Here is a 13546-nt window from a genome sequence, read left to right as displayed (position 1 = left end):
AATGACGGCTACAGGCTCTAGGCGAGGACGTTCGGCCCTAAGCTGATCGAAGGATAACCTCGCTCGCTCCGCTCCGTCGGTCGATCAGCACAGCTACAAAAACCGGAGCGGGAATGTTGGTTCGCTGTGATCATACTCTGCAGCTTCGGAATCGTCTTCCTCTTCAGGGAGCACGTGGCGAAAGGGGAGATCACTCCCGCCTTGATCGAAAAAGTCGTTTCCGACCGAATAAACGATTCTCTTTTCTTTTGAGTATCTAAGAGGCTCACCATCGTAAGGGTCTCTCGGGATCGACGATAGGTAGTCAGGAACCAGGTCTTCCAGATTACCAGGAAGATCGCCTTGGTCGAGGTAGTAGGACTGAAGGGCCATGCTGATGCGGGTGGCTGAGAGATTTGTTTTAGTAAAGTAAAAGCGATCTACAGTGGCGTCTAGAGCTGGAAAAAGGATAGTGAGCAGTATCTCGCCATATGGATTTCGATTGAGAAGATCAGACCATGCCCGGTTATCGAGTCTTGCGCTGAGTTTGGCGGTGTTTGAGTTAGTTCTTTCTTTAGCTGATGACTTCGCTTCGTTCGATTGTTCAAGAAACACTAGAAAAACTTCGTTTATTGTTCGGTTTTTGCGCAAGCCTACATAGGAGAGAAGTCGCTGGCTCGTAAGCTGTGGCTTTGAGGTTCTAGCGGGTGAATCGGGTATACCTTCAGCTGCAATTTTTAGGGTGTTAAAAATAAATTGAAACTCTTGACGTATTGCGTGGTCGAAAGCGTTTGGAAGAGCTTGCTCGTAATCAAAACCGGAAGCGAAGGACTTCCAGTTAATTGCGGGAAGAAATACGTGTTCCTGGTATGTGGCCAGTTCAAAGACCAGATCTTCTAAGAGTGAGAGGTTCACAATCAGACCCAAGAGCGCTCCACCTGTTTGGGATACTACTTTCAGCTCGTCGGCTAATATGGCCAGTCGATCGAACGCTTCTTTGGATTTGCCCGATAGGTGCAAGGCTCGAGCCTCGAAAATCCTCAGTATCCCATATTTGCGCCAATTTGTAATGCCAAAATCATAATTCGCTAATGAAAACTCTTGGTCTGGTAGAAAGACAGGTCGGTTGAATGCGGTCTCAACGCCGCGTATGAATTCCTGATTCAGAAGAACGATTTGCTGGAGGGAGTTTAAATCCCAATTTTCGTATAGTCTATAGTCTGTCCAACTCCCGTCATCGTCGGAGTATCCTGAAATGAATTCGCCCGGAATCTCTGGATCGTTTTCGTTTAGGAAACTCTTTAGGTATGCAAAGCCGTTCACTTCCGGATCATCTGGTCCAAGTTCAACTGCCAGAGCGCTGTAGTCGAGTGGCTCCTCTTCACCGGCCCGCATCCAGAAGACCAGTGCAGCGAGAAGAAGCACCAAAATACCGAAGGCAATTACGACCCATTTGAAAAACGTTCGCACGGTAAGAACAGTTTAGAAATACGAGTTATGGGGCAAACTGATTCCCGAGGAGGAATTGGTTTTGTGTTTTGAATTTTTCCCAGTACGGAGGACTCCATCGATTCGATCGGTAGTCTTGGTTTTCGGGTTACTAGTGCTACGTATTAAACCCCGTCTCATACAAAGCATGATCGCACAAATCGAAATCGAAATCGGTATCGCTATCGAAAGCCCTCGAGACCCGATTTCGATCCCGATACCGAATCCCGAGTATGTTCTAATTAAGTAGCAAAATAATAATTACATTTAAGAAGCGAGAAAATTAGGCGATCATGACTGCCCTCATCGAGGCGGGCTACAGAGCCAAAAACTGTAAGGGACGTAGTCCAGTCCTGAGCCGGTTAAGGACGACTTCACAAAGATGAGGCTGTGTAACCAATACGGCTCCTGGACACCGAGGCCGGCGTCCCTCCAATGTGGTATTAACTCGCTCGCTCGGCGGCGTCGGATTCGATGGCTTCGCGGAGGGTTTTGAGGTCGGCTTCGAGAGCTTCTTTTACTGCAGGGAGGTCCTCTGCTGAAGCCACATCGTTGCGGCCGAAGACGTAGAATTTGATTTTCGGCTCTGTTCCGCTGCCGCGGACTGCGTAGCTGTTCCCATCGGCTAAGGTCACGAAGTAAAAGTCCTGCGTGGGTATCGTGTTTCCGTCCGCATCCAGGATGGTTTCCGTTCCGAAGTCGGTTACTTTCTCTACCGCAACGCCATTGATTGCGGTGGGTGGAGTCTCGCGGTAGGATTTTAGGATCCTTTGGATCTTAGCCGCCCCAGAGGCGCCCTCGTAGTAGACGTTCCCCAGTCTTTCGAGGTGGTAGCCGTAAGTGAGGTAAATCTCGTCGAGGAATTCCGCCACGGTTTTTCCCTCCTCCTTTAACGAGGCCATCAGCTCGCAAAACATGAGAACGGCTGCGTTCGCGTCTTTGTCGCGGATCAAATCGTTTGCCAGATAACCATAGCTTTCTTCCCCCCCAAAAACGTAGAAGGTGCTGTGCTCGAGAAGTAGTTTTGCTCGGGTCCGATAGTCGGTCTGGTCGTAGCAGAGAACGATACCGTCGGATTCCCGTAGTTTCGCGTCGAGGACTTCCTGATACTGCCGCAGCTTGGCACCGATCCATTTGAAGCCGGTCAAGGTATTGATGACTTTCAGTCCATGCCCGTGGCCGATCTTTTCCTGCAAAGGGGTGGTAACGAAAGTCTTGATCAGAGCCGCCCGCTGGGTGCCTGCCTCTGGAAGGAGCCCGATCTTCTTCATCTGCTGAATGCGAAATTCTGCGAGGACCGATCCGATCATATTTCCGGTCAGCAAGGTCATTTCCCCATCTTCGCCGCGGATGGCGACTGCCATACGGTCTGCATCGGGATCTGTCGCTACGACGAGATCCGCTTTCTCTTGGTTGGCTTGGGCGATCGCCATGGAGAGTGCCTCGGCATTCTCCGGGTTGGGAGATTGGACGGTGGGGAAGCGCGGATCATGAATCGCCTGCTCTGCGACCTCGGAAACCTCAAGGCCAAGGCGTTCGAGCAGGGGTAGGGTAGCGATCCTGCCGGTCCCGTGGATCGTTGTGAAAACCACTTTGGGTTGGTTGCGGCTGAGCAATTCGCGGTCAAGAACGCTTCCCTCCAACACGTCAAGGTAGGCGGAATCCGCTGTTCCGCTCAGCTCTACGACTCGAGAAAGGTCCTTTTCGAGAATATCGCCAGTGGCATCAAGGGCGACTTTTTCCACTTCAGCAACGATTCCTTCTGCGTGTGGGGAAACGATCTGGGCACCATCTTCGAAGTAGACCTTGTATCCGTTATCGTGCGATGGGTTGTGACTCGCGGTAATCACGATCCCGGTATGGGCACCAAGGAAGCGTACCGAGAAACTCAGTTGAGGAGTTGAACGGGGACCATCGAAAATATAGGCCTGACCTCCACACTGGCTCCAAACCGAAGCGGCGAGCTCGCAAAAGTGGCGGGAGAAAAAGCGAACATCGTGCGCGATGACCAGCTTGGGGACCTCGTAGTCGCGACCATCCTCAGCGAGAAATTGGCTCGTGTAACGATACAGACCGATCGTGGCTCGCGTGACATTGATGTCGTTGAGGACGTTGGCCCCCGCTGCCGGATGATCGGGATTGTCTTTGCCTCCAGCCCCAAGCTCGGCCTCTGCAGAAACCTGCCCAATCGTGCGCCCCCGCATACCCCCGGTCCCGAAGGCGAGGTTTTGGAAAAAACGATCGTTCAGCTCCTGCCACTCACCCGTTTCAACCAACTCGACCAGTGAATCCGAGGCCCATTCTGGCAGGCTTTCACTGGAGAGCCATTGGTTGAGATGCTCTGCTGCGGCGGGCAGTAGTTTTTTGGCAGAAACGGCTTCCTCGACGAGAGTTTGTGTGGACATGGGTCGATTTGAGACAACACGGGAGTCAGGCGCAACGAGGGAATTCGAAATTGGAAAGCTGTTGGTGGAATTCAGTGGAACCAGCCGGTAATAGCGATTGGATTCGTCGAAGCTTGGCTAGCGAAGCAGGAGCGGCGACTTCATTCGCCGGTTTTTGGTAACCAGACGTGGATTCATACAATTTTCGGCTGCTGAAGCAGCCGTTCCGGCTTCGTCTCTTGCCCACTGGAGGGTCAATCCCCGCTTTTTTCTCGCTTTGAAATCGCGTGATTTCCATTCTCTTAAGATGCGCACGGAAAAAGACTCTATGGGTGAGATGCAAGTCGCCGATGAGGCCCTCTACGGGGCCTCTACGCAGAGGGCTGTCCTCAATTTTCCGATTAGCGGATACCGGATGCCGGATGGATTTATTGTAGGGCTGGGCCTGGTCAAGGCAGCCTGTGCTTCGGCGAATGAGGAGCTGGGGCGGCTGGATGCCGAAAAGGCGGATTTGATTCGGAAGGCCGCGGATGAGGTAATTGCGGGTAAGCATCACGAGCAGTTTCCGGTCGACGTTTTTCAGACCGGGTCTGGCACGTCTTCGAACATGAACATTAACGAGGTGATTTCGAACCTCGCATGCACCTATGCCGGCAATCCGATTGGGGCAAAGGAACCGGTTCATCCGAATGATCATTGCAATATGGGGCAGTCCTCGAACGACATCATTCCAACCGTCCTCCACGTGAGTGTAGCGGTCGCCCTCAAGGAGAAGCTGATTCCCGCTCTCGATCATCTTGCCGAAGTTTTGGAAGAGAAAGCGAAGGCCTTCGATCAGATCGTGAAGATCGGCCGTACCCACCTGATGGATGCGACTCCTCTGACTTTGGGTCAGGAGTTTTCCGGCTATGCGGCTCAGGTTCGCAAGGGCTCTTCACGCGCGGCCAAAGCGGTCGAGGTACTCGGTGAACTCGCGATTGGAGGAACGGCGGTCGGCACTGGGATCAACTGCCACCCTGAGTTTCCGGGAAAGGTGGCGAGAATTCTATCGGAGAAAACCGGAATCGGATTCCGGGAAGCAGACAATCATTTTGAAGCGCAGGGTGGCCGGGATGATGCGGTCGAGGTCGCCGGGTTACTGACGACGATCGCAGCCAGTCTGACGAAGATCGGAAACGATATTCGGCTGTTGGGTTCGGGTCCCAGATCAGGTTTGGGAGAAATCTCCCTTCCTTCAACGCAGCCAGGATCGTCGATCATGCCCGGGAAGGTGAATCCGGTGATGAGTGAGATGCTGGTTCAGGCGTCAATGTATGTGATGGGTCTGGGAAATACGGTTGGTCTTTGTGGTAGGGACGGTCATTTCGAACTGAACGTCACCATCCCTCTCATCGCTTACAGTCTCCATGAGTCCATCCGTGTCTTAGCGAACTCCTCGGAAACATTTGCGGATCGCTGCGTTGCGGGTATTGAGGCAAATCGTGAAACCTGTGACGAGCTGGTCAAGAGAAGTTTGATGCTTGTGACAGCGCTCAATCCGTTCATCGGCTACGACCAAGCGGCGAAGGTGGCAAAACAAGCTTTTGCTGAGAATAAGACTTTGAGGGAAGTTGTTCTTGAGGAGGGCCTTATGGATGAGGATACGCTCGATTCAGCACTCGATCCAATGAGTATGGTTTCACCTTCCGCCTAACTTACGAATCCACTCAGCGCCGAGCCTACCCTATCGTGTCCGAAACCGCAGAGAAGCACTCCAAGCTGAAAAGTCGCCTTCATGCTGTAGAATCTTTTCTCGTGGACGTAGTCTACGATCGGCGGTCGGGAAAATCAGCAAGTGTGGTAGGATTCGTTCTCAACGGGTTTTCTTACCTGTTTGAGTTGATTGTGAGGTGTCGTCTTTTCCTCTACGGGAACCGGATCCTACGCAATCGGCCATTGGGATGTCTCGTGGTTGTAGTGGGCAACCTCACCGTTGGAGGAACTGGAAAGACACCGGTAGTAGAGAAATTTGCGAGGAGTTTGAGTGAGCAGGGCAGAAAGGTTGCGATCCTGAGTAGGGGATACAAGAGCAAGAAAGAGCCATTTTACAAAAAGTGGTGGAGGTGGATCAGTCACGCATCCGAACCACCACCACGGGTTGTCAGCGATGGTAAAGAAGTTCTCATAGGGCCCAGGGAGGCGGGTGATGAGCCGTATATGTTGGCTCGTAATCTTCCCGGAGTCCATGTGCTGGTCGACAAGAATCGGGTGAAGGCGGGTGCCTATGCCATTCGCCGTTTCGGGTGTGATACTTTGATTCTAGACGATGGTCTTCAATACCTGCCCTTGAAGGGAAGTATGAATCTGGTCTTGGTGGACAAGACAAACCCGTTTGGAAACCAGCGCCTTCTTCCCCGCGGGATCCTCCGGGAACCTGTTAGCCACCTTAAGCGAGCTTCCTACGTATTCCTGACCAAATCAGATGGTTCTTCCTCCGACGAACTAGAAGAGATGGTCCACCGCCACCACCCTGAAGTCGAAATTATCGAGTGTGAACACAAACCAACCCACCTTCAGAGCCTCGACCTGAAGGAGAAACTGCCGGCAGACCACCTGAAGGGGGCGCGGATCGCTGCTTTTAGCGGAATCGCCGTTCCGGAAGGCTTTGAGGGATTTTTACGGGATCATGGGGCATCCATTCGATACAATCGGCGTTTCCTCGATCACCACTGGTTTTCTGACCGTGATCTGGAAAACATAGCAAAACGTGCGAAGGAAATGGAGGTGGATTATATAGTGACAACCGAAAAAGACGCGGTTCGGATCAGCAAAGACTACGACTTCGGATTACCGACTTATTTCCTCCGGCTTGAGATCGGCCTACTCAGTGGGGCGAATGACTTTGAGGAAGCGGTGGCGAGAGTTTGTTTTCCGGGGCGGCCGCTCGCAGAGAAGGCGCAAGTAAAGGACGCTCTACGAGTGGCTTCGGCTTCGTAACCCGTTGCGCAACAAGTCAGCAGATCGCTTCCAGTGAAAACAGCTATTGGCATCGACATAGGCGGATCCCACATCAAGGGAGCTCTCGTAGATTTGAAGGAAGGACGCTTGCTCACGAAAAGGACCCGCATGGATACTCCCCATCCAGCGACTCCTGATGCGGTGGTTGAAGTCTGTAAGGAGGTCGTGAATTCGCTGCCAGAGTCCGATCTTGTTGGCGTTGGGTTTCCCGGGGTCGTTAGTGGTGGAAAAGTATTCACGGCTCAGAACCTTGATAAGCGTTGGATTGGATTTCCGCTGGAAGGTAAGTTGAAGCATGAACTAGGGTTACACGTTCGGACAATTAATGATGCGGATGCAGCCGGGGTTGCGGAGGTTTTAAAAGGGGCTGGTCACAAGATCGAAGGCACTGTGATTGTCCTCACGATTGGAACTGGTGTTGGCTCGGCTTTTTTTACGAATGGCTCCTTGGTGGCTAATACGGAGCTGGGCCGGATGTTGTTGAAGAGGGGGTTGGAGGTAGAGGCCTACGGATCGGATAGGATCCGTGAAAAAGAGGGTCTCTCTTTGGAAGAATGGGCAGATCGGTTACAGGAGATTTTGACCGAGATTGAAAGGGTTTTCTGGCCGTCAATGATCATTATTGGTGGTGGTGGTGCCAAAGACTTTTCGGAGGTTCAGGATCGTTTTCAGACCGAGGCGACTCTTTGTCATGCCGAGCACAAGAATAAGGCGGGAATTATCGGGGCTGCCTTGTGGGCGGCTAAAAACGGTTGCTGAAGTATCGGCGCGCGCCTTTTGTGGCTTGTGATGACTAGCAAAAAAGAGAGGAAGGGCATTATTCTGGCAGGTGGCTCGGGAACCCGCCTTTTCCCCCTTACGCGGGCGGTGAGCAAGCAGTTGATGCCGGTCTATGACAAGCCAATGATCTACTACCCGTTGTCGGCTCTGATGCTTGCCGATATTCGAGAGGTGATGATTATTTCAACGCCTGAAGATCTACCCCTCTTCGAGAAACTCCTTGGCGACGGTAGTTCCTTGGGAATGTCTTTTTCCTATGCGGAACAACCGCGCCCAGAGGGCCTGGCTCAGGCTTTTTTGATCGGTGAGTCGTTTCTTGATGGGTCTCCCGCGTCGTTGGTTCTTGGAGACAATTTATTTTACGGAGGAGATTTTACTTCAGCGATTCGAAATGCGACGGCGTCGGATGAATCCGTAATTTTCGCCTATGAGGTTTCAAACCCCAAGGCCTATGGAGTCGTAGAATTTGACGACTCGGGAAGAGTGGTGAGTTTGGAGGAAAAGCCGGAGAGACCACGCTCCCGTTTTGCAGTTCCCGGTATTTATTTTTACGAAGGTGACGTTTGCGAGGTGGCAAAATCCCTTAGGCCCAGTCCGCGCGGGGAATTGGAGATTACCGATCTGAATCGCCGCTACCTTGAAGCGGCCCGCTTAAAGGTGGAAGTGATGGGCCGGGGAACTGCTTGGCTGGATACCGGTACTCATGACAGCCTTCTGGCGGCTGCTTCCTTTGTTCAGGTAATTGAACAGCGCCAAGGACTGAAGATTGCTTGTATTGAGGAGATTGCTTTTCGAAACGGTTGGATTGATGCCGAGCGGTTGGAGTCTCTCGCCGACGATCTTGGGAAGACGACCTACGCTGGTTATTTACGGGCCCTGATTCGGTAGTAGGGAAAAGCGTGCTTCTGTTCTTGGATATTGGAGAGGCGACCTTGGTTGCCGAAAAGAGTTTTTTAGTTGGGTATTCGAAGAGCTTGGGGTTCCCTCTTTCGGCAGCTAAAGCAGCCGCTCCTTGGGAATCACTGCGACTGCAATCGCGAGAATAAACCCGCTTCGACGAAATGGTTCTGCAAAACCCTGAGGTCTCGATTGTAACCGCTCTTTACAATCGTCTGGATCTGACGAAGGAGTTTCTGGAAGGGCTTGAGCGAACCCTCTCGGGTGTTCGCTATGAAGTCGTTCTCGTGGATGACGGGAGCACCGATGGAACACGGGATTTTCTATCCAAAGTGAAACGTCCGGAGGTTAGGGTTCTTTTCAACGATTCGAATCTTGGTTTTGCGGGCTCGAACAATCGGGGAGCTCAGGAGGCGAAGGGCGAGCTTTTAGCATTTTTGAACAATGACCTTGTGCTCAGAAGTCGGTGGCTCGAACCCATGATTGGAGCATTGGATCCGAACTCGGGTTTTGTCGGGAACGTACAGCTCAATGCCGAGACTGGCAGGATCGATCACGCGGGCATCGTCTTCACCCCCTGGGGCATTCCTGAACATTGGGGCCAAAACTATCTATCAGTTCCCAAGAAAGGAACACGAGGTTTCCGGGCGGTGACTGCTGCCTGTTGCCTGATCAAAAGGGATTCATTTTTGAGCGAAGGCGGATTCGACGAGAACTTTCGCAACGGATTTGAAGACATCGATCTCTGCTTGCGTCTTCAACAAAAGGGTCGGGTAAACCGGATCTCATTTGAAAGTCGCGTGGGGCATTGGGTGAGTGCAAGCCCAGGCCGAAAGGGAGGCGATGCTGCCAACATTCGACTGTTTCTGGATCGGTGGGGGGACCAGACAGCGAGTTGGGGTCTTGGTGATTGGCCATCCCATTACCTATTGAGGAATCTTCGAAATCCCTTTCGGCTCAATGGACGAAAGACTCTCGATGCGTTGTCCTTGATGGGCAGAGTTCGCAAAACGACTCCCGGTTGGATGGTTGCGCGGGCGAGCTCCCTTCGAAAAAACGGCGTTCCGGATGGATAAAGTATTTATCGACGCGACCGCGACCGCGGAAACTCTTCACCACACAGGGATCCAGCGTGTGGTTCGATCAATTGTGGTCATGGGCGCTCTGCGGGCTGAACAGTGGTCTCCGGTGGTTTTTCGAGACGGAGAGTTTCGCACTCCAACAAGCGGTCAAAGGCAGAGGTTGTATGCGATCTTCGAGAAGGGGTGGCATCGGTTCCCTTGGCTATCTGCTGTTCTCGATAAGAGAGAGCGCCCCCTCGCTTTCGATCCTCTGGCCGAGGGAGAGGATTCTCTTTTTCTAATTCCGGAGATTCCCTCAGGTGAAAGGTTGGATTACCTGGATGATCTGGCAGCGACTGGAGAGCGCCAAATGCCGATGGTGGGAGTGTGTCACGATTTGTTGAGTTGGAGTCACCCTGAATGGACAGCGCGATCGAGGAAAGTAGGGTTCGTCCAATATTTGCGATTTCTTGCCCTTCTCGAACGGGTGATTTGTCCTTCCGTGGCGACCGCTACTGAATGGAGACGCTTTCAGAACGAGACCGGGATAAACGGTGCCGATCCGGAGATTGTGGCGTGGCCAATAGAGAAAACAAAGGCATCTATTCAAAGTGGGGTTTCTCCTTTGCCAAAGATCCTGTCGGTCGGAACTCTCGAGAAACGAAAGAATCATGCGGTTTTGCTCGATGCGGCTGAACAGCTGTGGCGGAGCAACTGTTTTTTCGAACTGGTCCTTGTCGGTAGAAAGCGGGCTAAGGATGAGAACGAAGTTCCGGATCGAATTGCAGGCCTTCGCGAAACAGGTTTTCCCATCCGATGGTTTCCCCGGATTTCGGATGAAGAGCTTGAACGGCTTTACGAGGAGTCGGCTTTTACGGTTTTTCCCTCTTTAGGGGAAGGTTTTGGATTGCCTGTCATGGAGTCCTTGGTGAGGGGTCGACCCTGTATTTGTTCTGGAGAGGGGGCGGTGGGAGAGATTGCTGAGGGAGGAGGCTGTCTTACGGTTGATGTCAGCGAATCCGAGGCAGTCGCAGAGGCGATTCGATTGCTAACGACAGATGGAGTGAGGCTAGCGGAATTGTCGCGCGAGGCGGGAGAGCGCGAATGGCCGAATTGGAACTCCTGGATGGATCGACTGGTTTGGACGGAAGGGCGCGAGTAAATCATGACGCGTTTTTTCGATCTGTATCCGGGCATCGCTACCTTACACCGAATTCGGTATTCGATTCCAAAACGGTCCGCTCTGGTGTAATGACGGCGGTTCCGTGCGATCACGCGTGCGAGTGAGATCGCATTGCTCTTGCCATATTGGTCGTTGAAGTCCTAACGGTAGGGATGGGCGGACAAGCTTATCTGGTCACCGGAGGATACGGTTTTATTGGTTCGAATTTTATTCGCAAGTTGCTCTCGGACGCAGGTTTTTCGGGAACAATCGTCAACCTTGACGCTCTGACCTACGCTGGTAATCCTGCAAATCTTGTAGAGTTCTCTGAAGACCCGCGTTTTTTTTCTGTAGAGAAGGGCATTGGCGATGAGGCCGTTGTTTCTCAGCTGCTCGAACAACATGCGATTACAGCTGTGATCAACTTTGCAGCCGAATCTCACGTTGACCGTTCCATCGATTCCCCGGAACCATTTTTCGAGACCAACGTAAATGGAACGCTTCGCCTTCTCCAAGCGGTCCGCCGTTACTGGAAGGCACTCGATGGAGAGAAACAGAAGAAATTTCGGTTTCTTCATGTGTCGACGGACGAGGTTTATGGTTCCCTGGGTCCAGTGGATCCCGCTTTCAGCGAAGAAAACCCTCACCGCCCGAACAGCCCGTATTCGGCTTCTAAAGCGGCGAGTGACCATATCGTTCGTGCTTATCACCACACGTACGGATTGCCGGTAGTGACTACCAACTGCTCGAACAACTACGGACCCTTCCAATTTCCGGAAAAGTTGATTCCTCTGATGGTTCTCAACGCTATCGATGGAAAGGATCTTCCGATCTACGGCGATGGAATGAACGTCCGCGATTGGCTATTCGTTGAGGATCACTGCACCGCTATTCAGGCAGTTCTGGCGGAGGGTAGGATTGGAGAAACCTATAACATTGGGGGGAAGTGTGAGCGCCCGAATATCGAAATAGTGGACCGGATTTGTGAAATCTTGGACGAGGTTAGGCCGCGGAGGGACGGACAGTCCTACAGCGCCCAGAAAACCTACGTATCTGATCGTCCCGGACATGATCGGCGGTACGCTATCGATGCGACTAAAATCGAGCAGGAAATCGGCTGGACGCCGTTGGAGACATTTGAAACCGGCATTCGGAAGACGATTCTCTGGTATCTCGAAAACAGGGAGTGGTGTGAGGAGATCGAGAAGAAGAAATACCAGCGACAGCGGATCGGCACCAGTGCCTAAGTCTCGCTTTGGTCGGGTATGGTTTCAGTTTGTAGGTTTACTAGCGGGAAGAGGCCCGATTGGATCGAAGGCAGGGTTTGTGTAGTTATTTATGGTTGAAGGAGGCGGATCGACTGTCTTTTGTGGTCGTTTATGACGGTTCGTTCTCTCATTCCGGGTCTCTTAGCCCTTACAGCAGTTTCTTTCACAGCCAGCAGTATTAGCGGGCAAACTTCCACCCCCTCTCCAGCCGAAGGGGCGACCCTACGGATGACGGATTTACCGCTCCCCGAGGATTACTACCCCGGATTGAGGATGATCCTTGAACAGGCGGGCAGACGGGCACCCGAGCTGGTGCGAGTGGGTTTGGACCGCGAAATGGCCCAGGAGCGGCTAAGAATCGCTCGGTCGCGTTACTACCCAAGTTTGGGCATCGGTGGTAACCTCGGTTACCGTTTCGTGCAGCGCTCGGGCGAGGACAATGACGGCAGCCTTTCGGGTTCGGTCTCGGTTGGTGTGAACCGGCCTCTTTATTTCTGGGGAGCTGTCACCGCGGGGATCGAGAAGGGTGAGATCGACTTCGAGAACAGCCTTCTGTTCAGCAAAGAGGAGTTTCAGACCACTGTTCAACTGCTGAGGAACGAGTATCTGATTCTTATTTTGAACGAAATGCAGCTGCGCAACCTTCGTTTGGAGCGCACTAATTTGGAGACTAGCCTTGCGCGGCGTGAATCCGACTATCGTGCCGGGCGCTTGTCCGAAGAGGAATACCTGACCTATCTGATCGAGTTGGATCGATCTCTAATCGAAATCGAAGAGCTGGAAGATGAGCGAAACGAGACGCTGACTACCTTCCAGCGAATAAGCGGAGTGAATGAGGCACCACAGATCCCTGCGGGAATCGCTCCGATCAACCTCGACGCATTGGAAGCTGAAATTCGGGGAGATGAATTAGATCCAATGTGGGTGGAAAACACGTTCAACGTTCAATTGAACCGCAATTCGATGGAGAAGATGGACCTGGACGCTACGATCATCAAAGCGCAACAAAGGCCGAACATCAGCTTTAGTGCGAGCGTGAGCCAGGCACCTGTGAACACCGCGACTGAGAATGATGTGGACACCATCCGATGGTTTGCGGGTCTTTCAGTGAGCTGGAATGTCTTTGACGGATTCGCAACCCAAGCCAGCCGCCGGATCAACCTGCTTCAAAAAAGGCACCTCGAAAGTCAGATGCGGACGAACATTCTGGTTCTGGAAGAGGAAAGAACGAAGATGGAGAACGCCCTTCTCGTTATGATACGCAAGCAAAGGCTAGCCGAACGGCGATTCGATCTTGATTCAAAGATTTACTCCCGGGTAAAGCAGGAATTCAGTGACGGTCGGGTGTCTTCGAACGAATTTCGGCAGACCCAGTCAGATTTCTACGCTGAGGAATTGAACTTGAACATTGCTCGTTCGGCTCTTCTCCAAGCCGTTGCCGACTACCTAGTGATTTTGAACGCAGACCGCGCAATCGACTATCTCGAGTTTCAAAAGACGGACGTTTAGCCCGTCTTTCTAGAAAACTTT

10 protein-coding genes are annotated in these 13546 nt (G+C 52.4%); 8 read left to right on the top strand and 2 right to left on the bottom strand.

Translation table 11 applies throughout. The annotated features are described in order from the left end of the window. Positions 1-93 precede the first annotated feature (93 nt). Both AAGJ81_01685 and AAGJ81_01680 read right to left on the bottom strand, forming a co-directional pair. Complete coding sequence (locus AAGJ81_01685) at positions 94-1449, bottom strand: hypothetical protein (GenBank protein ID MEM0964847.1); 1356 nt, start codon at positions 1447-1449, stop codon at positions 94-96. A 461-nt stretch (positions 1450-1910) separates the two neighbouring features. Next, on the bottom strand, positions 1911-3872 hold the full coding sequence (locus AAGJ81_01680; protein ID MEM0964846.1) for a phospho-sugar mutase: 1962 nt from the start codon (positions 3870-3872) through the stop codon (positions 1911-1913). 286 nt (positions 3873-4158) lie between these two features. Here AAGJ81_01680 and AAGJ81_01675 point away from each other — a divergent pair, with 286 nt between their 5' ends. From AAGJ81_01675 to AAGJ81_01640, 8 genes are all read left to right on the top strand, one after another. Then, positions 4159-5544: a class II fumarate hydratase gene (locus AAGJ81_01675; protein MEM0964845.1), complete on the top strand. Its 1386-nt coding sequence runs from the start codon at positions 4159-4161 to the stop codon at positions 5542-5544. Positions 5545-5579: 35 nt separating this feature from the next. Next, entirely contained in the window at positions 5580-6827 is a 1248-nt protein-coding gene (gene lpxK, locus AAGJ81_01670; protein ID MEM0964844.1) for a tetraacyldisaccharide 4'-kinase, read from the top strand. A 33-nt stretch (positions 6828-6860) separates the two neighbouring features. Continuing rightward, complete coding sequence (locus AAGJ81_01665) at positions 6861-7607, top strand: ROK family protein (protein MEM0964843.1); 747 nt, start codon at positions 6861-6863, stop codon at positions 7605-7607. A 30-nt stretch (positions 7608-7637) separates the two neighbouring features. Continuing rightward, positions 7638-8516 (top strand): glucose-1-phosphate thymidylyltransferase RfbA, encoded by an 879-nt coding sequence (gene rfbA / locus AAGJ81_01660; GenBank protein ID MEM0964842.1) that lies wholly within the window; start codon positions 7638-7640, stop codon positions 8514-8516. Between the two features lie 173 nt (positions 8517-8689). Beyond that, entirely contained in the window at positions 8690-9601 is a 912-nt protein-coding gene (locus AAGJ81_01655; protein MEM0964841.1) for a glycosyltransferase family 2 protein, read from the top strand. Continuing rightward, on the top strand, positions 9594-10748 hold the full coding sequence (locus AAGJ81_01650; protein ID MEM0964840.1) for a glycosyltransferase family 1 protein: 1155 nt from the start codon (positions 9594-9596) through the stop codon (positions 10746-10748). The genes AAGJ81_01655 and AAGJ81_01650 overlap by 8 nt, the downstream gene beginning before the upstream one ends. Positions 10749-10921: 173 nt before the next feature. Further along, complete coding sequence (rfbB, locus tag AAGJ81_01645; GenBank protein MEM0964839.1) at positions 10922-11995, top strand: dTDP-glucose 4,6-dehydratase; 1074 nt, start codon at positions 10922-10924, stop codon at positions 11993-11995. A 132-nt stretch (positions 11996-12127) separates the two neighbouring features. Further along, on the top strand, positions 12128-13525 hold the full coding sequence (locus tag AAGJ81_01640; GenBank protein ID MEM0964838.1) for a TolC family protein: 1398 nt from the start codon (positions 12128-12130) through the stop codon (positions 13523-13525). Positions 13526-13546 lie beyond the last annotated feature (21 nt).

It is taken from the genome of Verrucomicrobiota bacterium (assembly GCA_038744685.1).
GTDB lineage: Bacteria > Verrucomicrobiota > Verrucomicrobiia > Opitutales > Puniceicoccaceae > Puniceicoccus.
This window is presented reverse-complemented; position numbering and strand designations above follow the sequence as displayed.